Source organism: Pseudomonas sp. 5.2 (genome assembly GCF_059025405.1).
The window spans coordinates 1-21435 of record NZ_JBYBHH010000006.1 but is presented as its reverse complement, the minus strand read 5'-3'; the positions used below and the strand labels follow the sequence as shown (position 1 = coordinate 21435).

Here is a 21435-nt window from a genome sequence, read left to right as displayed (position 1 = left end):
CCACGACAATGACAACACACGACCTCAGCCGCTGGATTGGCCGTAGCGAAACCAGCCACGATCGCATCACCCACAACCTGGTCAAGCGCCTCGCGGCCACCCTCAGCGAGCCCGCACCCTCGGCGGGAGAACCCCTGCCCCTGCTCTGGCACTGGGCGTTCTTCCAGGACCCCGTCGAGGCCACCGGGCTGGGCGCTGACGGCCACCCCGCGCGCGGTGGTTTCTTGCCGCCGGCAGACAACCGCAACCGGATGTGGGCCGGCAGCCGCCTGACCTTCATCAGCCCTTTACAGGTGGAAGCGCAGGTAGCACGCCACTCGACGATTCTCAACGTCGAAGAAAAACACGGCCGCACCGGGTCGCTGCTGTTTGTCACCGTCAGGCACGTGTATGTCCAGGATGGCCATGAAGCGCTGATCGAAGAACAGGACATCGTCTACCGCGAGCCCACCCCACCCAAGCTTGGCGGTACCGAGCCGGCACCCGCCGGCGCTTGGCAGGAGACCGTGACGCCCGACGCAACCCTGTTGTTCCGCTACTCGGCCGTCACCTTCAATGGCCATCGCATCCACTATGACTGGCCCTATGTCACTGACACCGAAGGCTACCCGGGGCTGGTGGTGCACGGGCCCTTGATTGCCACGCTCAATCTGCGCGCCTTTGCCCGTGCCAACCCCGCCGCCCAGATACGCCGATTCAGCTTCCGCGGCTTGCGGCCGTTGATTTCGCCGAACACCTTCGAGGTGGGTGGGCGCCTGCTCGAACGCGGCAAGGCGCAGCTTTGGGCAACCGCCGAAGCGGGCATGGCGCAAACCGCAGAAGTCGAATTCAGCCTGGAGGCCAGCCAATGAGCCAGGCCATCGTGCGCTCTGCCCTGTTTGTCCCGGCCAGCCGCCCGGAACGTATCGCCAAGGCGCTGGCCAGCGGCGCTGATCGGGTGATTGTGGATTTGGAAGATGCCGTTGAAGAAGCGGCGAAGGCGCAGGCGCGGGACAACCTGCAGGCATTTCTGGCCGAGCAGCCCGAGGCCTGCGTGCTGGTGCGGGTCAACGCCCCGCAGCATTGGGCGCACGCAGCTGACCTTGCGCTGTGCCAGCGTCACGCCGGTGTCAGTGGCATCCTGCTGCCCAAGGCCGAAACGGTCGAGCAGGTGCAGCGTGCGCGTGCTACCGGCAAGCCGGTCTGGCCAATTATCGAGAGCGCACGTGGGCTGGTCGCCCTGCCCTTGCTGGCGGCCTGTGAGGGCGTCGAACGCTTGTCCTTTGGCAGCCTCGACCTGGGCCAGGACCTGAACCTGCGCACGGCCAGCGAAGCCGCCGAACAGGTGCTCGGGCATGCGCGCTATGCCGTCTTGCTACACAGCCGCGCTGCCGGCCTTGCGCCGCCGCTCGATGGCGTGCACCCGGCCATTCAGGACGTCGCTGGCCTGCAGCGGCACGTACAGTTCGCTCGCGACATGGGCTTTGGCGGGGCCTTGTGCATTCACCCCAGCCAGGTCAGCGTGATTCATCGCGCCCTGCAACCTTCGCCCGACGAATTGGAATGGGCGCACCGCGTGTTGGCTGCGGCCGAAGGCGGTGCCGGCGTGTTCACCCTGGATGGGCAGATGGTGGATGCGCCGGTGATCCTGCGCGCCCGTGCCCTTGTGCACGCCGCAGGCAAGGGTGAATAGCCATGCCCGACGCCCGTCACGTGCAACATTGCCCCAGCCCTCTGCTCACTGTGGCACAGGGCTTGATGGCAGAAGTCGGCTATGGCGCCATGAGCATGCGCCAGCTCGCGGCCCGGGCTGGCCTGCAGCCGGGCAGCCTTTACCACCACGTTGCGAGCAAACAGGACCTGCTGCTCGATGTATTGCTGGACATTCTCGCCCAGCGCCTCGAAGCCTGGCGCCGAGGGCCCTACACCCGCGACCTGCGCGGCTACCTGCGGTTTCAACTCGCGCGCCAGGCATCGCATCCCTTTGAGGCGTTGTTGCTGCGCCACGAATCACGCCATGTCGAGCCTGGCCAACGAGGGTGGCTGGAGCAGGCGCTCAATCGTTCACGAGCGCCTTTGTGCCAGATCATCGAACACGGCCAGCAACAGGGGCGTTTCACGGTGGGGGATATCGCCAGCGCAGCCGAGGCGATTCTGGCCCTGATAGACACCGCCGAAGGTATGCGCCGTCGGCCAATGCCGGTGGATGACGCGAAAATCGAGGCCTGGGTGATACAGATGAGCCATGCGCTGCTGTCAGCATGCCCGCCTGCGAAACGACCGGCACGCGCCGCCCGGCTGACGGGAGCCGTCTGAAACCGCGTATCATCGGGCCTCACACCAGAGGCCTGTCATGTTCGATTGGGAAGACCTGCGTCATTTTTCTGCATTTATCAGCGCCGGCTCGCTGTCGGCCGCTGCCAAGCGCCTGGGGGTTGACCATGCCACCGTGGCGCGGCGGATCAGTTCGCTGGAAGCCTCGCTGCAGTTGAAGCTGGTGGACCGCCGCCCACGGGCTTACGCCCTGACTGAGCAGGGCGTGCGCGTTGGCGAGTTTGCCGAGCAGATGCTGGCATCCTCGTTTGCGCTGGAGCACTTTGCCAGTGCCGACCAACAGGCCGTTGAAGGCGAAGTCGTGATTGCCGCCCCGCCCGCGCTGTTGGGCAGCATGGTGGCGCGTAGGCTGGGCGAACTGTACAAACGTTACCCTGCCTTGCAACTCACCTTGGTCGGCAGCAAGTCGCGCGCGTCGCTGGCCCGCCGCGAGGCGGACGTGGCAATCACCTTGGCCAGGCCCACCGAGCCAACCCTGGTGGCCAGCCTGCTCGGGCATCTCGAATACAGGCTGTACGCATCGGCGCCCTACGTGCGCCGACGCGAACCGCACCTGTACATCGGCTACGACGACTCCCAGGCGAAATCCCCACAGCAGCGCTGGCTGCTTGAGCAGGCCGCAGGTCGCCCTTTCGCCCTGCACAGCAACGACCTGCGCATCCAGGCCCAGGCTGCAGCCGGTGGCGTAGGGGTTGCCTGCCTGCCCGCCTTCATGGCCGATGAGTACGGGCTCAAGCAAGCCTGCGAGGACGACAGGTCGATGAGCATCGAAATTTGGCTGGCCGTGCACGAGGACGTGCGCAACACCCCCCGCATCAAAGCCGTAACGGATTTTCTGCTCGAGCAGGTCAAACCCCTGCTGCGCTTGTGAATTTTTGCAGATATCACCTGCACATCCTGGGAATTTGCACGCTCGCGTCGCGCCGCTAACCTTGTTCCATCGCTCGGCTGCACACGCTGGGCAATGCTGACCAAGAGGATTCACAGATGCAGTACGTCAAACTCGGCAACACCGGCCTGGACATCTCCCGACTGTGCCTGGGGTGCATGACGTTCGGTGACCCGGATGCCGGTACCCATCCCTGGACCCTGGATGTGCAACAGAGCCGCCCGATCATTCGCCACGCGGTAGAGCAAGGCATCAACTTCTTTGACACAGCCAATAGCTACTCGGCGGGTACATCGGAAGTGATCCTGGGCCAATTGCTGAAGGAATTCACCCGCCGTGAAGACACCGTCATCGCGACCAAGGTCTTCTACCCGGCGAACATGTGGCAAGGCGCAAGCAAGCCGAACGAGCAAGGCCTGTCACGCAAGGCGATCCTCAGCGGCATCGACGCCAGCCTGACCCGCCTGGGCGTGGATTACGTCGACCTCTACCAGGTTCACCGCTGGGATTATCACACGCCGATCGAAGAAACCATGGAAGCCCTGCACGACGTGGTCAAGGCCGGCAAGGCGCGCTATATCGGGGCGTCTTCGATGTATGCCTGGCAGTTCGCCAAAGCCCAGCACGTCGCAGCGGCCAATGGCTGGAGCCGGTTCGTGTCGATGCAGAACTACCTCAACCTGCTGTACCGGGAAGAAGAGCGGGAGATGATCCCCTTGTGCCAGGACCAGGGCGTCGGGCTGATGCCCTGGAGCCCGCTGGCCCGTGGCCGGCTGACCCGGCCCAAGGGCCAGGAAACCGCGCGCACGCTCAGCGATGTTTCTGGCAAGTCGTTTTATGCAGGGACGGAAGTCGAGGATGGCCGTGTGATCGATGTAGTCGAGCAGATTGCCAGCGAGCGTGGCTTACCCATGGCTCAGGTTGCCTTGGCCTGGGTGCTCAGGCACCGCGCCGTGTCGGCGCCGATTATTGGCGCATCGAAGCCTGGGCATCTTGACGATGCCATTGCGGCATTGGGGCTGCAGTTGTCTGATGAAGAGGTTGCGCGGTTGGAAGCACCGTATGTGCCGCATGCGGTTACCGGGTTTAAGTAGGGGTTGTAGGCCCTGGTGCAAGGCTGGCGTTTTGTGGGGCTGCGGACATCGAGCGCCGCCCGCGCGGCGCATCGCGAGCAACGCTCGCTCCTACGTTTGTTTCGGGCCAATTATTCCTGGGGCAAACGCACGCGACCGTCTTGGTGCATGGCGCAATATTGCGTCAAGCCCACAAGGCGGTCGCGCGCAAACATCACAGGCCTCACTGGCCCGAAACAGATGTGGGAGCAGCCTTGCGCTGCGAAGCGCCGCGCGGGCGGCGCTCGATCTCGCAGGCGCTAAAAAACGTGCGGCATACGCGTATCGCTCCCCCCTCAGCCGCAACCTGATCGCCCTCCGGCCAGGCGCGTGGGTCCAGGTCTAGATCGCGGAACTGGCTAGCATCAAATACCGGTATCTGCACCCCGGCCTTGCGCTGCTGGTCATAATCGTCAATCAGGCGCAGCACCACCTTGCCCAACAACGCCAGTGCTACCAGGTTGACCAGGGCCAGCAAGGTCATGGTGATGTCGGCAAACGCGAACACCGTACCCAGGTTCTGCACCGAACCCCACAGAATCAGCAACAGCACCACGCCACGATACACCAGGATCGGCCACCGTCGGTTAGCCGCCAGGTAACGCAAATTGTTTTCGCCCAGGTAGTAGTTGTAAAGAATCGAAGTAAACACGAACAGCGCCAGCGCAACGCTGATAAATACCACTGCCCAGCCCAGCCTCGTTGGCGAACACGCCGCGCTTCACGCCCATGACGATTGCACTGCCCACCAGGCCCGCAAACGCCGGTTCCAGGCCCGCGGCCGCACATCGATTCTTTAAGGGTGGAAATGGCACCCCCGCGAAGCCGGGGGGGGGCTGACAGCCTTAGCCGGCGTGACGCGCGTGGAAGCCGGCGATTCGGCGCCACATTTCGATAGGGTTGGAATACATCGGGAAGTGCCCGCACGCGGGGATGCTGGCCAGCTCTACACCCTGCGCCTGGATGTCCGCCAGGTAAGACAGGTGACTGTTCTGCTCGCCATACATGAACATGCGTGGGCACGGCAGGCCGAGGAATTTGCTCATCAGGTCGCCGTGGTCAGACAGCTCTACCATCGAGCTGAAGATCCCACGCACGGCCTCTGCCCGCACTTTGTAAGGCAGGCTGGCAGCGTACAAGGCACTGGCCGGGTCACTGCTGTGCCGGGTGCGCTCGATGAACGCGTCGAAGAACACCTGCGAGTCGTTGGCCGGGTAGTCATCGATCTGACGGCTGAGGAAGCAGTCTTCCGGGGCGATATTGCCTTCGATGTCGATGAAGCTGATCACCCGCTCGGGGCATTCATGCGCCAGCAGCAACGCCGTCAGGCCGCCCATCGAGTGGCCCACCAGGTGAAAACGCTGAATACCGAAGTGCTCCAGCACCTGCAACGCGGTCGCCAGCAGCAGCGGAATCGAAACACGTGAAAGGTCGCTGCAGTGGGTCTGCCCGCACCCAGGTGCGTCGTAGGCCACGAATGGGCGGCCGGCAAACGCCGGCTGGCGTGTCAGCCCGGCATAGTCTTCCTTGGTCGAGCCGAACCCGTGCAGAAACAGGATCGGCGCCCCACGGCCCTCTCGGTGGACAGTGGACAGTTCAAGGTCGACGCCCTCCACGTTCAAAGGCAGGACGAACTGGCGGAACGATTGGGATTCGGGCACGCCGTAAACTCCTCTTGTAGTTGAGAGGCACACTCTCGACGCCCACCAACAATCTGTAAATTCCTCATCAGCGATCAATTTCATAGGCCAAACCTATGAAATGCATTCGCTCAGCTGGTTTACCAATGCCTGCACCAGTGGGTTGGCGCGCTCGGCATTCCAAGCGTAGGTGGTGGTCACCACACTCACCTGCTGCGCCAGCGGGCGTATGACCACATTCGCCGGCGCCAGTTTTTTCATGGCCGCCGGTACCAGGGCGATACCCTGCCCGCAGCTGACGAAGGCTATCTGAGACGCCACTGAACGCACTTCGTGCAGCACCCGGGGCGAAAACCCGTTGGCGCGGCAGGTGGCAATCAGGTTATCGAAGTACAAGGGGCTGACCTTGCGCGCGAACATCACCAGCGGCTCGCTGGCCAGGCTCGCCAGCGCGATCTCGCTATGGTTTGCCAGTGGGTGATCAACCGGCAGTGCCACCATCAATTGCTCCTCGGTGAGCGGGCGCCATTCGATGCCCTTGCCCAGGTCGCCATCCAGCCTCGCGAACGCCAGGTCGATATCGCCCGCCTCCAGCGAAGGCACCGCCTCGACGCTGTCGATTTCCCGTACCGACACCGTGACCTGAGGGTGGTCCTGCTTGAAGCGCTCGATCACCTCCGGCAGCACGTCGAACATGGCCGACGAGATGGCACCGATGGTGACCATGCCCTGATGGCCCGCCACGGCTTCTTCCACGGCCAGTTCCAGGCGTTCGAGTTGGTCGGCAAACTTGCGCACCGCCGGCAGGATGGCGGCGCCCACCGGGGTCAACGCCGCACCGCGCCGGGAACGGTCGAACAGCTTGACCTTCAATGCCTGCTCAAGGATTTGGATTTGCTCGGTGAGCGGCGGCTGGGTCATGCCCAGGCGTTTGGCGGCCCGCCCAAAGTTCTTTTCCTCAGCAACAGCCAGGAACAGCCAAAGGTGGCGGATAAGGCGGAAATTGATCATGGCGGTTCCATAGGTTGGGCATATGTTTAACATCCTTGATAAGGAATATACCTATCAAACAGCCTGTCGGACACTCATGCCTCCTTCACCAAAGAGGTTCACCCATGAGCCAAGACAGCGTGCTACAACGCCTGGCGGCGCTGGACACCAACACCGTGTCCGACGCCCTCGACTTCCTCGGCCTGCCCGGCGCCACGTTCGGTCTGCGCCCGTTATGGCACTGCCCCAAGGTGGTCGGCCGCGCCAGCACTGTGCAACTGGCCGCCAAGACCGACCGTGCACCGACCGTGCACTTGATCAGCCCGGTGATCGAAGCGATCGCCAGTGATGACCGCGTACTGGTGATCGCCGGCGGCATCGACGGGATCTCTTGCTGGGGCGACATTCTGGCCAATGCCGCCGTGGCCCGGCACGTGCGCGGCAGCATCATCGACGGTTGCAGCCGCGACATCGACGGCAGCGCCGACATCGGTTATCCGGTGTATGGCCGTGGCGTGACCATGGTCAGCGCACGCAATCGCGTGGTCCAGGTCGACGCGGCCTGCACCGTCCAGGTGGCAGGTGTAGCAGTGGATGAAAACGACTACGTGATTGCCGACAACTGCGGCACTGTCTTCGTCACCCAGGCCCACATCGGCCAGGTGCTGGACCTGGCCGAGCGCATCGCCCGCCGCCAGGCCGGGATGGTGGATGCCGTGCGCGCAGGCCGCTCGGTGGCCGACGTGATGCATGACAGCCAATTTGACGCGATCAATACGGAGCACCACCGATGAGCGAGCAGGACACCGACGGCGGCATCCAGCGCCTGAACCTGAACCTGGCCAGCGCCCGCCCCTCGGCCACCTACGGCATCATGGACCGCGTTGCCCAACGCCGCGCGGCGGGGGCCACGATCATTTCGCTGTGCACGGGCGAGCCAGACTTCGACACACCAGCGCACATCCGCGACGCCGCCAAGCAGGCGATCGACCAAGGCCATACGCGCTACACCCAAGTCGCTGGCAGCCGCGCCCTGCGCGAAGCGGTGGCGGCCAAGTTCCGCCACGAGAATGGCTTGCAGGTCGAGTGGCAGGACACGTTGGTCGCCAGCGGCGGCAAACAGGTGATCTACAACGCCTTGGCAGCGACCCTCAATGCCGGCGACGAGGTCATCGTGCCAGCGCCCTACTGGGTCAGCTACCCGGAGATGGTCCAACTGTGTGGCGCCCGCAGCGTGATCGTCACGTGTGAGGCCAGCAGCGGTTTCAAGCTGACGCCTGAAGCGCTTGGTGCCGCGATCACGCCGCGCACCCGCTGGCTGATCCTCAACTCGCCGTCCAACCCGACCGGCGCGGTCTACAGCGTTGCCGAGCTGCAGGCCTTGGCTGCGGTGCTGCTGGCAAACCCACACGTATTGGTGCTGGCGGATGACATCTACGAGCACCTGATTTTCGACGATCAGCGCTTCCATACCCTGGCTCAGGTGGAGCCTCGGCTCGCCGAACGCACGCTGACCATGAATGGCGTATCGAAGGCCTATGCCATGACGGGCTGGCGCATCGGTTTCGCAACGGGCCCGCGCTGGCTGCTGGCGGCCATGGAAAAGCTGCAGGGGCAACAGACCTCGGGGGCGTGTTCGGTCTCTCAGCAGGCGGCGGTTGCTGCGCTGGTAGGCCCGAAAGCGTTCATCCATCAAAGCCGGGACGTGTTTCAGCGCCGCCGTGACCTGATGGTGAAGGCGATTGATGGGATCCCAGGGCTGCACTGCGAGCAACCGGCCGGGGCATTCTATGCCTTTGCCAATTGCGCCGGGCTGATCGGCAAGACCTCCGCGGGTGGTCGTTACCTGGCCACTGACGAGGATGTCGCGCTGGCACTGCTCGACGAAGCCGATGTCGCCGTGGTGCATGGCAGTGCCTTCGGGCTCGGGCCTTACCTGCGCATTGCCTACGCGCTGGACGATGCGTCGCTGATGGCAGCGTGTGATGCGCTCGGGCGCTTCTGTCGCGCGGCCAGGTAGGAGCAGCCTTGTGCTGCGAAGAGGCCGGTGAAAACACCATCAGTCTTCGTTGCTTGCACTGGCCTCTTCGCAGCACAAGGCTGCTCCTACACCGAAGGGGTGCGCCTGTGGGCGAGGCTTGCGGCCTCGACGTTTTGGCCAGAGATTGTCTATGATCCCGCGTTGAACGTTTCAGCATGTTTCAAAAGGGATTCAAATGTCTGTCCATGAAGCACCACCGCTAGCCCTGCCCAAAAGCTCTGTCGCCAAGATGGAAGCCGCCATGGCGCTAGGCAGCTTTGCCATCGGTACCGGCGAATTCGCCATTATGGGGTTGATGCCGGACATCGCCAGCAACCTGCAGCTGAGCGAGCCCCAGGTGGGCCACGCCATCAGTGCCTACGCGCTGGGCGTGATGGTCGGTGCCCCGACCCTGGCGATTTTGGGGGCCAAGCTACTGCGCAAGCACATGTTGCTGCTGTTGATGGCGCTGTATGCCCTTGGCAACCTGGCCACGGCGTTCGCCCCCTCGTTCGGCGGCCTGGTCGCTTTCCGCTTCATCAGCGGCCTGCCCCATGGCGCCTACTTCGGCATCGCTGCGGTGGTGGCATCGAGCATGGTCGCCAACAACCAACGGGCAGGTGCCGTGGCGCGGGTGATGATGGGCCTGACGCTGGCCATGTTGCTGGGCAACCCGGTTGCCACTTTACTGGGCCAGTACTTCGGCTGGCGCTCTGCCTTTGTGTTGGTCGGGGCGATCGCCCTCTGCACCATCGCCCTGGTCTGGCGCTTTGTGCCGCAACCGCACGATGAAGTGCGCAGCGACCCGCGCAAAGAACTTAAAGCGTTCGCCCTGCCCCAGGTGTGGATGGCGCTGGCCATTGCATCGATCGGCTTTGCCGGCATGTTCTGTGTGTTCAGCTACCTGGCGCCCACCATGCTGCACGTGACCCAGGTATCGCCGCAGTGGATCCCCTTCGGCCTGGCGGCCTTTGGAGTCGGCGGCATCGTCGGCAACATCGCCGGTGGCAAGTTGTTCGACCGCTTGCAGTTCCGCGCCGTCGGGCTGGTGCTGATCTGGTCAATTGCAGTGCTGCTGTTCTTCACCTTCGCAGCGCATTCGTTGTGGACCCTGCTGCTGGGCGTCGGCCTGGTGGGCACCATGATTGCACTGGCAGCCCCCTTGCAAATCCGCCTGATGGACATTGCCCATGAAGCCCCCAGCCTTGCAGCAGCCTCGAACCACGCCGCGTTCAACCTGGCCAATGCGCTTGGGCCGTGGTTGGGTGGCATGGCCATCACCGCAGGCATGGGCTGGACGAGTACGGGTTATATCGGCGCTGCAACCGCGTTGGTCGGCTTGGGCATTTACCTCGTTGCCCGGCGTATGAAGGGTGGGCATTAAAACCGGTTATTCGGGGGCGCTGTGCGCCTCCGATCCCGCTATGAAACAGAACAACTTTGATTAATTAACGCTGCAAACTTCTATTAATTGTCCCATCCGTAATATCGCTCAAAACCCCCGCCCTACAGCCTTCCGCTCGCATAACCTCAAGTAATACCACACAGAAAATTAAGCGCATTGACGCCTTTTCAGGGCCACTTCAATAATCCGCGCCAGACGTCTTGGTCGATTAAAAATAAAAGTGCCTGAGGACAACAATGCGCCCTTCATCGAGCAAAACCCATCGCGAACTGATTGCATCCCGCCAACCTGGTTTTGGCATGAATGGCGCGTTGTACAGCCGCCAGGATGTTTTCGAAACCGACATGGAAATCTTCTTCAACCAGCATTGGATACAGGTCGCCGTTACCGCCGATGTCGATGAACCCGGTGATGTCTTTACCGTCGATATCGGCAAATCGTCGGTGCTGATCCTGCGCGACGATGATGAACAGATCCGCGCCTACCGCAATGTATGCCGCCACCGCGGCGCGCGCCTGAAAGAAGCAGGCAAATCCACTGTCGGCATGCTGGTATGCCCCTACCACCAGTGGACCTACGACCTGGACGGCAGCCTTAAACATGCCAGCCACATGGGCAAGGGCTTCGACCCCAAGTGCCGCAGCCTGATCCCGGTGCACTGCAAGGTTGTCGGGGCCCATGTGCTGGTGTGCTTGGGCGACAACCCGCCTGAAGACATCAAGGACCTCGAAGCGGTGATGGGACCGCGCTTCGCGCCGTTCGACCTGACCAATACCCGCATCGCCTACGAACTCGACTACATCGAGAACGGCAACTGGAAGCTGGTGATGGAGAACAACCGGGAGTGCTACCACTGCGCCGGCACCCACCCGGAACTGATCGTGTCCTACCAGTCCGAAGACCTTGGCGTCAGCCTGGAAGAGATGAGCGACGAGGCTCGCGCGTCCTACGATGCCTATCAAATTCGCAAGGCCGGCATCGAAGCTGACTGGGCCAATTCGGGCCTGCTCTACGAGACTGTGGAGCATTTGCAGGATGACGCCCCCACGCAGTTTCGCACCCAGCGCATGATCATCGCCGGTGCGGGTGAATCGCAGACACTCGATACCCAGGTTGCCTGCCGCAAACTGTTGGGCAACCTGACCCGTCGCGACCTGGGCGACACCCACCTGTGGGGCAACAACGCCTGGGCTCACGTGATGAGCGACCACGCCATGATCAGTTGGATCATCCCGCTCTCGGCGGACCGCACCCTGGTGCGCACCAAATGGCTGGTGCACCGCGATGCCGTCGAAGGGGTCGACTACGACCTGCAGCGCCTGACCGAGGTCTGGGTCGCCACCACCCAACAGGACGCAGCCCTGGTCGCCATCACCCACAGTGGCACCCAAGACCCCGCCTTCGTCCCAGGCCCCTACTCCACCTACACCGAGCCGTACGTCGACCAGTTCGCCCGCTGGTACACCTCGCGCCTCGCGGCACATGGGGTGTGAAGGAGATGACCGTGCTCGAGAACCTTGCCCAGAACATTGCCGGCCTGCGTGCCGACCAGCGCTTCACCGACACCGACCACTGGGCCGCCCATGGTGCCCAGTGGGCCAGCGGTGAAAGCAAACGCATCGAATGCCTGAGCGTCGTGGACGAGACCCACGACGTGAAAACCTTCACCTTCCACAGCCCAGACTACCCGGCGCTTGCCTACGAACCGGGCCAGTTCCTCACCGTGTCGCCTGTGATTGCGGGGGCCAGCGTGTCGCGTTGCTACACCCTGTCCTCGACACCGACCCGGCCGTTCACCTTTGCCATCACGGTCAAGCGGGTGCCGGGCGGCACGGTGTCCAACTGGTTGCACGATAACCTGCGCCCTGGCCACGCCCTGGCCGCCTCTGGCCCCGCGGGCGTCTTTACCCCAGTGGCGGGCCCTGCGCGCAAATTGCTGTACCTGTCGGCCGGCTCCGGCGCCACCCCGCTGATGGCGATGACCCGCGCCGCCGCCGACCTGCACGCCGACCTGGACATCGTCTTCGTGCACAGTGCGCGTACGCCTAAAGACATCATCTTCCGCGATGAACTGGCGCGCCTCGAACGCTCCATGCCAGGGCTGCGGACGCTGTTCTTCTGCGAAGGCGCTGGCGACGAGCCCGACTGGGACGGCCCGATCGGGCGCCTGTCGCTGGACGCACTGCAGCGCCAGATCCCCGACTTCAAGGAGCGGGCGGTATTCACCTGCGGGCCAAAAGGCTACATGGAGGCGACCAAGGCCTTGTTGGCGGGTGCTGGTTTCGACTTGGCCCGCTACCACCAGGAAAGCTTCGACATCAACGCCGAAGCCGAGCCGGCAGCCGCCCCCGCCGCCCCCGGCCAGGCCCTGGAAAGCTTCACCGTGCGCCTTGCCCGCTCTGGCAAGGCATTCACCATGAGCGCCGACCAGACCGTACTGGCCGCTGCCAAAAAAGCCGGTGCCGTAGTCCCCTCCTCGTGCAGCCAAGGTGTGTGCGGTACTTGCAAGACCGCGGTATTGCAGGGCAGCGTCGAGATGAAGCACAACGGCGGCATTCGCCAGCGTGAAATCGACAAAGGCCTGCGGCTGCTGTGCTGCAGCCGCCCGACGTCGGACCTGGTGATCGACCTCTGACATTCGACAAGGACGCCCTGTTACTGGGGCGTCCTTTTTTGCCGTCTTGCGAAAATAAAAAGGATATGGACGATGCGTGCAAAACAAGGCCTTTTCAAAGGCCTGAACCCTATTGTAACGGTAGGGTCGATCTCAATCGTGGTGGCGTTCGTGGTGCTCTGCGCCTCACACGGCGACCAAGCCGCGGGTGTATTCAAAGGCGCGTCGGACGCCATTCTCGACCACCTCAAGTGGTTTTACCTGGCGCTGGTCAGCGCCATCCTAGGCTTACTGGTGTACATCGCCTTCAGCCGCTATGGCACCCTCAAGCTCGGGCGCCCCGACGAAAAACCCGAGTTCAGTTTTGCCGCCTGGATCGCCATGCTGTTCAGTGCGGGCATGGGCGTTGGGCTGATCTTCTGGTCGGTTGCAGAGCCGGTGCTGCACTACGCCAGCAACCCGTTCACACCGGGGCTCACCGACCAGGCCGCGTCCATGGCCATGCGCATTACCCTGTTGCACTGGGGCCTGCACCCTTGGGCGATCTTCACCGTGATCGGCCTGGGCCTGGCCTACTTCGCCTACCGTGAAGGGCTGCCGCTGGCGCTGCGCTCAATCCTCTACCCGATAATCGGCAACCGCATCTACGGGCCGATTGGGCATACGGTCGACATCATTGGTGGCGCGGTCACTGCATTCGGGGTGTCGCAATCGCTGGGGTTGGGCGTCGAGCAGATCAACATGGGCATGCATCAGGTGTTCGGCACGCCAGTCACACTGTCGTTCAAGCTGAGCATCATCGCCGTCGTTACCGTGATCGCCTCGATCTCGCTGGTGGCCGGTGTATCGCGCGGCATGAAGCGCCTGTCGACGCTGAACATGTGGATTTCCCTGGGGCTGATGCTGGTGGTGCTGGCCCTGGGCCCAACCCATTACATCATGAACCTGCTGTTCGAGTCGGCGGGCGACTACGCGCAGAACATCATCGGCATGAGTTTCTGGACCGACGCCCAGGCCGACAGCAGTTGGCAGAAGAGCTGGACCGCTTTCTATTGGCCGTGGTGGATGACCTGGGGGCCGTTCGTTGGCCTGTTCATTGCCCGTATTTCCCGTGGCCGGACCATCCGCGAACTGGTGTTCGGCGCGTTGCTGGTGCCGACCTTGGTGACTATTTTGTGGATGGCCGTGTTCGGCGGTGCCGCGCTGAAGGATGAGCAGCAAGTGCGCCACGCCTATCAAGCATTGCCGGTCGCCGAGCAGGCAGCGGCCGGCGCATTCCAGGGTGGCCCGATTCTGGAAGCCACGCGCAAGGAAACCACCACGGCCATGTTCACCCTGCTCGACCGCCTCGATGGCCCGACGCTGGGTGCAATCCTCAGCGTGATCATCTGCCTGCTGCTGGCCGTGCATTTCGTCACTGCGGCCGATGCCGGGACCCAGGTGCTGTGCATGCTCAACTCGCTGGGCAGCATTGACCCGCCCAACTGGATACGCGTGCTGTGGTGTGTGCTGGAGGGCGCCATCGCGGCCAGCCTGGTGATTGCCGGCGGCTTGCTGGCGATTCAGATGGCCAGCATCGTGGTCGGCCTGCCGATTGCGTTCTACATGCTACTGACCGGGTACAGCCTGATGCGCAGCTTGTTTGCCAGTGATGCGGTGATTACTGGACCGGCGCCGGTGCATGCGGGCGCAGAAACCCCGCGGCCTGCCAACGAACTGGCAGCCAGCTGACGTCATCGCATTGTAGGAGCAGCCTTGTGCTGCGAAGAGGCCGGTACAGACCACAGTATTTTGTCTCTGGTACTGGCCTCTTCGCAGCACAAGGCTGCTCCTACCAGGGCCGCGCTTGACCGGAGGGGGATTCAATCCAAATCAATAGGTTAGATTTCGATTAGAATGCAGTTCCTTAACTGAGACCTGCTGCCCCCCATGAAAAAACTGCTTTATGCCGTATCGCTCCTGCTCGCCGTCAACCTCCCCGCCTTCGCCAACCCGCCTTCTACCTTCACCGAAGCCAAGGTCGTCGCCAAGCAAAAGGTCTACCTGGACCAGGCAAGCAGCGCCATGGGCGACCTGTATTGCGGCTGCAAATGGACCTGGGTGGGCAAGTCAGGTGGGCGCATCGATGCTGCCTCCTGCGGTTATGAAACCCGCAAACAGCAAAACCGCGCCGAGCGTACCGAGTGGGAACACATCGTGCCGGCCTACACCTTCGGCAATCAGCGCCAATGCTGGAAAAACGGCGGCCGCGAGCATTGTGTCGATGACGACCCGGTCTTCCGCGCGATGGAAGCCGACCTGTTCAACCTCTACCCGGCCGTGGGCGAAGTCAACGGTGACCGCAGCAACTTCAACTACGGCATGGTCGCTGGCAACGCCGGGCAATACGGCCAGTGCTCGACCAAGGTCGATTTCGTGCAGCGCGCCGCCGAGCCGCGTGACGAAGTGAAGGGCCTGGTTGCCCGTACCACCTTCTACATGTTCGACCGCTACAAGCTGAGCATGTCGCGTCAACAGCAGCAACTGCTTATGGCCTGGGACAAACAGCACCCCGTCTCGGCCTGGGAAAAAGAACGTGACCGGCGCATCGCCGCCATCATGGGGCACGCCAACCCGTTCGTGACGGGCGAACGCAAATGGACAGCCGACTACAAGCCTGCTGGCAGTGGCGTGGTGCAAGCCATGCCGAGCAAACCGGTCAGCGAAGCGGCCAAGCCCAGCCTGGCCAGCACCGCAGCAACAGGCGCTGTGCTCGGCAACCGCAACAGCCATGTCTATCACCTGGCCAATGGCTGCCCGGGCTACACCCAGGTGGCCTCCAAGAACCAGGTGATGTTCGGCTCCGAGGGCGAAGCGCAAGCGGCCGGCTACCGCAAGGCGGGCAACTGCCGGTAACCGCTGCGCTTCGGTGCATCAACGCCCGGCTGTTGGGTTCACCAGGTTTGCCGGGCGCTCACCGGCCAGCGCGCTGAGCAGGTTGTCAACCGCACAGCGCGCCATGGCCTCACGGGTATCGTGGGTGGCCGAACCGATGTGCGGGGTCGCCACCACGTTGTCCAGTTGCAGCAGCGGCGAATCACTGGGCAACGGCTCCTGGACGAACACATCCAGGCCCGCGCCGCGGATGCGTTTCTCCCGCAAGGCCTTGATCAGCGCGGCTTCGTCCACCACGCGCCCACGCGCAATGTTCACCAGCATTGCCTCAGGCTTCATCAGGGCAAGCTCACGCGCGCCGATCAAGCCCTCGGTGGCGGCACTCAGCGGCACGGTCAGGCAGACGAAATCGGCCTGTTGCAGAAGGTCGTCAAGGCTGCAATGGCGGGCGTCGTAACGGGCCTCCACCGCAGGCTTGGCGCGTGGGCTGTGGTAAAGCACCCGCATGCCAAAACCGGCCGCGCCGCGCCGGGCCAACGCTTCGCCAATGCGCCCCATGCCAATGATGCCCAAGGTCTTGCCGTGCACATCCGTGCCAAAGTGCGCAGGCCCAAGGTTGGCTTGCCACTGGCCGTCACGCACCCAGCCCGCCAGCTCCACGACCCGACGCGCACTGGCCAGGATCAAGGCAAAGCCGGTGTCGGCGGTGGTTTCGGTCAGTACATCGGGCGTGTTGGTCAGCATCACGCCACGCCGGGTCAGGTCGGCGATGTCGTAGTTGTCCACGCCTACCGACACGCTGGCGACCACCTCCAGTTGCGGGGCCAGGTCCAGCAGGCTGCTGTCCAAGCGCAGGCTGGCACCCAGCAGCCCTTGAGCGCCCGGCAACGCATCGCGCAGGCGGGCAAGGCCATCGGGCCCGGCCGTGTCCACCCAGGTCACGTCAACCTGTTGCTGCAGGCGCGCCATCAACGTCTCGGACAGGCGCTTGTAAAGGACGATTCGCTTCTTCATAGCAGGATTTCCTAGTGGCTCGTGGCCAGATGAGAGCCGCCGCGCTTGGCCCGGCCAGCGGTATGTGAGGTTTTAAGCGCCGCCGTGAGCGCGACTGCCGTCAGCAGTGCACCGCACATGAACAGGTACGAGGCGCCCGGCCCGCCGGTGGCGCCATTGAGGTAACCGACCAGCCACGAGCCGCCGAACGAACCCAGCGCGCCCATGCTGTTGATCAAGGCCATGGCGCCACCGGCGACGTTGCTGGGCAGGATCTCTGGCACGATGGCGAAAAACGGCCCATAGGGCGCGTACATGCAGGCGCCGGCGACCACCAGCAATGCGTAGGACAACCAGAAGTGCTCACTGCCCAAGGCATAGGAGCCATAGAACGCCAGCGCCGCAATCAACAGGGGCGGCCAGACGAAGCGCTTGCGCTTCTGCAAGCGGTCCGACGCCCAGGACACCCCGACCATGGCCAGCACCGCCGCCAGATAGGGCACCGACGACAACCAGCCGGCCTGGACGATGTCGACGTTGGCCGCCTGTTTCAGAATCGACGGCAGCCAGAGCACGAAGCCGTACACGCCGATGCTCCAGCAGAAGTACTGCATCGACAGGATGATCACCTGAGGCGAGCGGAACGCTTCGCGGTAGTTCTTCACCGGTTTGATGCCCTGCTGTTCTGCTGCCAGGGCGTTTTCCAGATCGGTCTTTTCCTGCTCGCTAAGCCACTTGACCTGAGCCGGGCGGTCGTCCACCAGGCGCCACCAGAAGAACGCCCAGATCACCGCAGGCAGGCCTTCGATGATGAACATCCAGCGCCAGTCGTAGTGCTTGATGAGGTAGCCCGACACCACCGACATCCACAGGATGGTCACCGGGTTGCCGAGCATCAGGAAGGTGTTGGCCCGCGACCGTTCGGCGCGGGTGAACCAATGGCAGAGGTACACCAGCATCGCCGGCATCACGGCGGCTTCGACCACGCCAAGCAGGAAGCGGATGCCGATCAGCATGTACACATTGCTGATCATGCCGGTCAGCGTGGCCAGGCCGCCCCAGAGGATCAGGCTGACGAAGATCAGCTTCTTGACGCTGCGTTTTTCGGCGTAGATGGCCCCAGGTACCTGGAAGAAAAAGTAACCAAGGAAAAACAGCGCCCCCAGCAACGACGACAGCACCGGGGTGATTTTAAGGTCGTCGGCCATGCCGGACGCTGCCGCGAACCCATAGTTGGCACGGTCCAGGTAGGCCAGGCTGTAGGTGATGAACACGATTGGGATGATGTACCACCAACGGCGACGCGCGAGACTTGTCGTTTGCATCATGTGTACTCCTGAGCTTTTTGTTTTTGTCGCAACAGGTAGGGGCCAGGCGTTTAGGCGCTTATGCGCAGGTCATGGGTTTCGAGTTCGTGACGCAGCGGCAAACCTTCCATGTCGCCGCGCGACTGCACGGCGCGGCTGCCACACCAGTTGCCACGCGCCACCGCCTCGGGCAGTTCACGGCCTTCGAGTAGCGCACTGAGCACGCCGACAGCAAAGGCATCACCCGCACCGACGGTGTCCACCACCTTGGCCACAGGCACCGGGGCTACCTGGCCATCGCCTTTGGCGGTGCGAAAGTACGCGCCTTCGTCCCCCAGCTTGATCACCACCAGCTCCACCCCTTTGTCGAGGTAGAACGCGGCAATGTCCGCCGGTGCGTGCTGGCCGGTCAGCAGGCGGCCTTCTTCAAGGCCCGGCAGTACCCAGTCAGCCTTGACTGCCAGGGCGTTGATCTCGTGGATCATGTGCGTGCGGTCCGGCCACAGCGATGGGCGCAGGTTAGGGTCAAAGGAAATGCTGCGCCCGGCAGCGCGCATGCCATCCACCAATGCATGCGACAAGGCCCTGCACTCGGCTGAAAGCGCCAGCGGAATGCCGGTGGCATGCAGGTGGCGGGCCTGCAGCCAATGTGGGCGGATCAATGCCGGGGACAAACGGCGCGCCGCTGAATGGCTGCGAAAGTATTCCACTGCCGGGTCACTGCCATCATCGCAGCGGGCTTTGAGCTGAAAACCGGTGGGGTGTTGCGGGTCGACTTCAACGTCACTGCAGTCCAGGCCTTCCCGGCGCAGGCTGTCGAGGACGAAACGCCCAAGAGAATCGTCGCCCACCCGGCTCAGCCAGCGGACCTTGAAGCCCAGCCGCGACAGGCCGATGGCAACGTTGCTGTCGGCACCGGCGATGCGTTTGCCGAACTGCCCGACATGCGCCAGGTCCCCCACCTGCTCGGCGACGAACATGGCCATGGTTTCGCCGAAGCACAGCACGTCATGCTCATGCATGGCTGACCTCCTCGGCCAGGCCCAGCGCGGACAACGCCACTACCTGGGCACGGGTCAGCGCGAGCAAGTCGTCGGCGGCCAACGGGTATTCCACGGCACGCACCACGCCGGGCGTGAACGCGGCCAGCAAGGCATCCCACGCTTGCAGATCGTCAGCCTGCGGCGGCACGGCGACCAGTCGCCCACCGGGCTGGCGCTCGACCGCCTTGCAGTGCACATAGCGCACCCAATGCCCCAGTTGGCGAGCCGCTTGCTGCACAGGCTCGCCCTGCCATTGCCAGTTACCGATGTCGAACGTCATACCCAGCGCCAGCCCAAGGTCATCGGCGCGCTGGAAGAACGTGAGCAGCGGCGCGATGCGCCCGCCTTGCTCGGTCTGGTCGTTCTCGACCAACAGCTGGGGGCCATCGTCAGGCAACAGCGAGCGTAAGGCCGCCACATCGCAGGTGTCATCGAAATGCCCCAGCGATACCTTCAGGGCCACCGCGCCCATCGCGCGGGCCAGCGCCAGTTTCTGCGTCAGGCGTGGGTCTGGCAGGCCCTGCGCCGTCCACAGTTCAAGGGGCGTGGAATACAGGCATTCGAGCCTCAACGCGGTGACGGCGGCGGCCAGTGCGTGGGTGTCCGGCGCGCTTTCGAACAGTTCTTCACGAAATTCGACACGGGTTACGCCGGCAGCGGCCAGCATGTCCAGAAAATGCGCCTGTCCGCGCTGCCGTACCAAGCTGGCACCGTAGCTGGAGAGGCTGATGGAAACGGGGTTCGAGCGCATTGTTATTGTCCTTATGAAACCGGTTTCATTTTTATGCACGTCAAGCCGCAACGTGCCTTTCGTTCAGTCGCGTGAGTGGGTTGAACCTCGGATGATCAGGTCGGCCTTGAAGTCGATGCGCCGTGGCGCCCCGCGTTCGCCGCGCAGGCGGCCCAGCAGGCACTCGAATGCCGCCACGCCGATGCGCTCGGTGGGTTGGGCCAATGCCGTGATGCCGCTGCCGACCAAGGGGTACCAGTCCAGTTCGTCGAGAGCGATCAGGCCAACGTCGTCGAACAAGCCGCAGCCGGCGTCGTGCAGGGTTCGGGTGACGGCCAGCGTCGCCACACCGTTGAAGGTGAAGATAGCTTGAGGGCCATGACCGCTGGCCGAAAGAAATGAAGCCAGGCCGGCGTGAAGGTCGGGGCTGACTTCCAGCACCTGTTGACGCATGCCCGGGCGCCGGTTGATGGAAGCGCCAAATGCCTGTACTCGCTCCTGGCGCGAGCTGGTGCCATCGAGCGGTTCGGTTACCGCCAGAATGTCGCGGTAGCCTTGCGCCTGTAAGTGATCCAGGGCCTGTTCGACGGCGTCGGCATTGTCCAGGCCGACCAGGTCGACATTGAGTTCAGGCAGTTGGCGGTCCACCAGCACCATGGGCATGTCGCGCTGCAGGTTCAGCAGTTCGCCGGGATGATGGCCGAGGGTGTTCACGATCAGGCCCTCGACGTTGTAGGACTGCAGGGCCACCAGGTGATGGCGTTCTTGATCGTCGTCGCGGTTGGTGTTGCACACCACCAGGCTGTAGCCGTGTTGGCGGCAGGCGGTTTCGACGCCGTGCATCACCGCCACCGAATAGGGGTTGAGGATGTCTGCCACCAGCATGCCGATCAGCCGAGTCTGGCCGCGTTTGAGGCCCCTGGCCATCTGGTTGGGGCGATAGCCGAGGCGCTCGATGACTTCTTCCAGGCGCTTGGCGGTCGCCTCGGCCAGCAACTGGCGATCGCCACCGATATAGCGCGAGACGGTGGCCTTGGACACACCGGCCACACGGGCTACTTCGCTGATGGTCACCCGCTCGCGGGCATTGGCAGGCATATCGGTCATGGATGTCCCTTGTGATTATTGTCGGTGACAGGCTATGAAACCGGTTTCAATACACCAAAACCGGCGCGTTTCGTCACCTACCGTTCGTCGGCAAGTTTACACATTCCCGGTAGGAGCAGCCTTGTGCTGCGAACAGGCCAGTACCAACCACGAATTTCTGCGGTCTGGACCGGCCTCTTCGCAGCACAAGGCTGCTCCTACAGGGGGCGTGCAAGTGCTGAATTTTGAGCAGTATTAGTCGCTCGTTACCTGCCCAAGGACATCCCCAGAGGTGTGTTTCACGACATCGCCCGCCGTCACCCCAGCTGGCGCGAAGGTAGGAGCAGCCTTGTGCTGCGAAGAGGCCAGTACCCGCCACGAATTTCTGTGGTCTGGACCGGCCTCTTCGCAGCACAAGG

General features: G+C 63.3%; 19 protein-coding genes and 1 pseudogene. 12 read left to right on the top strand and 8 right to left on the bottom strand.

Translation table 11 applies throughout. The annotated features are described in order from the left end of the window. Window positions 1-8: 8 nt before the first annotated feature. The 5 genes from AC5PZ0_RS11025 to AC5PZ0_RS11005 all read left to right on the top strand — a co-directional run bounded on the left by AC5PZ0_RS11025 (window position 9) and on the right by AC5PZ0_RS11005 (window position 4296). Window positions 9-851, top strand: coding sequence for an HTD2 family dehydratase (locus tag AC5PZ0_RS11025; RefSeq protein ID WP_186702760.1), 843 nt, complete (start codon window positions 9-11; stop codon window positions 849-851). Further along, entirely contained in the window at window positions 848-1672 is an 825-nt protein-coding gene (locus tag AC5PZ0_RS11020) for an HpcH/HpaI aldolase/citrate lyase family protein (protein WP_493854923.1), read from the top strand. The genes AC5PZ0_RS11025 and AC5PZ0_RS11020 overlap by 4 nt, the downstream gene beginning before the upstream one ends. Window positions 1673-1674: 2 nt before the next feature. Beyond that, window positions 1675-2295, top strand: a complete 621-nt coding sequence (locus AC5PZ0_RS11015; protein ID WP_493854922.1) for a TetR/AcrR family transcriptional regulator — start codon at window positions 1675-1677, stop codon at window positions 2293-2295. Window positions 2296-2332: 37 nt separating this feature from the next. Next, on the top strand, window positions 2333-3184 hold the full coding sequence (locus tag AC5PZ0_RS11010) for a LysR family transcriptional regulator (protein WP_493854921.1): 852 nt from the start codon (window positions 2333-2335) through the stop codon (window positions 3182-3184). 116 nt (window positions 3185-3300) lie between these two features. Continuing rightward, window positions 3301-4296 (top strand): aldo/keto reductase, encoded by a 996-nt coding sequence (locus AC5PZ0_RS11005; protein ID WP_493854920.1) that lies wholly within the window; start codon window positions 3301-3303, stop codon window positions 4294-4296. A 325-nt stretch (window positions 4297-4621) separates the two neighbouring features. On the opposite strand, the pseudogene AC5PZ0_RS11000 reads toward AC5PZ0_RS11005, so the two are convergent. The 3 genes and pseudogenes from AC5PZ0_RS11000 to AC5PZ0_RS10990 form a co-directional block, all read right to left on the bottom strand. Then, window positions 4622-5099, bottom strand: a pseudogene (locus AC5PZ0_RS11000) (alanine:cation symporter family protein); the annotation flags it as partial. Between the two features lie 60 nt (window positions 5100-5159). Then, window positions 5160-5975, bottom strand: coding sequence for an alpha/beta fold hydrolase (locus AC5PZ0_RS10995; RefSeq protein ID WP_493854919.1), 816 nt, complete (start codon window positions 5973-5975; stop codon window positions 5160-5162). Window positions 5976-6068: 93 nt separating this feature from the next. Beyond that, window positions 6069-6965 (bottom strand): LysR family transcriptional regulator, encoded by an 897-nt coding sequence (locus AC5PZ0_RS10990; protein ID WP_493854918.1) that lies wholly within the window; start codon window positions 6963-6965, stop codon window positions 6069-6071. A gap of 104 nt (window positions 6966-7069) precedes the next feature. Here AC5PZ0_RS10990 and AC5PZ0_RS10985 point away from each other — a divergent pair, with 104 nt between their 5' ends. From AC5PZ0_RS10985 to AC5PZ0_RS10955, 7 genes are all read left to right on the top strand, one after another. After that, window positions 7070-7738 (top strand): RraA family protein, encoded by a 669-nt coding sequence (locus tag AC5PZ0_RS10985; protein WP_099429268.1) that lies wholly within the window; start codon window positions 7070-7072, stop codon window positions 7736-7738. Beyond that, complete coding sequence (locus AC5PZ0_RS10980; protein WP_493854917.1) at window positions 7735-8964, top strand: pyridoxal phosphate-dependent aminotransferase; 1230 nt, start codon at window positions 7735-7737, stop codon at window positions 8962-8964. Before AC5PZ0_RS10985 ends, AC5PZ0_RS10980 begins: the two co-directional genes overlap by 4 nt. Before the next feature lie 196 nt (window positions 8965-9160). Beyond that, window positions 9161-10348 carry an MFS transporter gene (locus AC5PZ0_RS10975; RefSeq protein WP_454243799.1) on the top strand — a complete coding sequence of 396 codons (1188 nt, stop codon included), beginning with the start codon at window positions 9161-9163 and terminating at the stop codon, window positions 10346-10348. A gap of 320 nt (window positions 10349-10668) precedes the next feature. Further along, window positions 10669-11862, top strand: a complete 1194-nt coding sequence (locus AC5PZ0_RS10970; RefSeq protein ID WP_493854916.1) for an aromatic ring-hydroxylating oxygenase subunit alpha — start codon at window positions 10669-10671, stop codon at window positions 11860-11862. A 5-nt stretch (window positions 11863-11867) separates the two neighbouring features. Beyond that, window positions 11868-13004: an FAD-binding oxidoreductase gene (locus AC5PZ0_RS10965; protein ID WP_493854915.1), complete on the top strand. Its 1137-nt coding sequence runs from the start codon at window positions 11868-11870 to the stop codon at window positions 13002-13004. Window positions 13005-13076: 72 nt separating this feature from the next. Further along, entirely contained in the window at window positions 13077-14714 is a 1638-nt protein-coding gene (locus tag AC5PZ0_RS10960; RefSeq protein ID WP_493854914.1) for a BCCT family transporter, read from the top strand. A gap of 198 nt (window positions 14715-14912) precedes the next feature. Next, window positions 14913-15878, top strand: a complete 966-nt coding sequence (locus tag AC5PZ0_RS10955; protein ID WP_493854913.1) for an endonuclease — start codon at window positions 14913-14915, stop codon at window positions 15876-15878. 18 nt (window positions 15879-15896) lie between these two features. Here the strand turns inward: AC5PZ0_RS10955 and AC5PZ0_RS10950 are convergent, their stop codons facing one another. The 5 genes from AC5PZ0_RS10950 to AC5PZ0_RS10930 all read right to left on the bottom strand — a co-directional run bounded on the left by AC5PZ0_RS10950 (window position 15897) and on the right by AC5PZ0_RS10930 (window position 21037). Continuing rightward, complete coding sequence (locus tag AC5PZ0_RS10950; RefSeq protein WP_493854912.1) at window positions 15897-16871, bottom strand: 2-hydroxyacid dehydrogenase; 975 nt, start codon at window positions 16869-16871, stop codon at window positions 15897-15899. An 11-nt stretch (window positions 16872-16882) separates the two neighbouring features. Then, window positions 16883-18175: an MFS transporter gene (locus tag AC5PZ0_RS10945; RefSeq protein ID WP_027593348.1), complete on the bottom strand. Its 1293-nt coding sequence runs from the start codon at window positions 18173-18175 to the stop codon at window positions 16883-16885. Window positions 18176-18228: 53 nt separating this feature from the next. Then, window positions 18229-19179, bottom strand: coding sequence for a sugar kinase (locus AC5PZ0_RS10940; RefSeq protein WP_027593349.1), 951 nt, complete (start codon window positions 19177-19179; stop codon window positions 18229-18231). Beyond that, entirely contained in the window at window positions 19172-19951 is a 780-nt protein-coding gene (locus AC5PZ0_RS10935; protein ID WP_493854911.1) for a sugar phosphate isomerase/epimerase family protein, read from the bottom strand. The genes AC5PZ0_RS10940 and AC5PZ0_RS10935 overlap by 8 nt, the downstream gene beginning before the upstream one ends. Before the next feature lie 63 nt (window positions 19952-20014). Further along, window positions 20015-21037: a LacI family DNA-binding transcriptional regulator gene (locus AC5PZ0_RS10930; protein WP_085272906.1), complete on the bottom strand. Its 1023-nt coding sequence runs from the start codon at window positions 21035-21037 to the stop codon at window positions 20015-20017. Window positions 21038-21435: the final 398 nt, after the last annotated feature.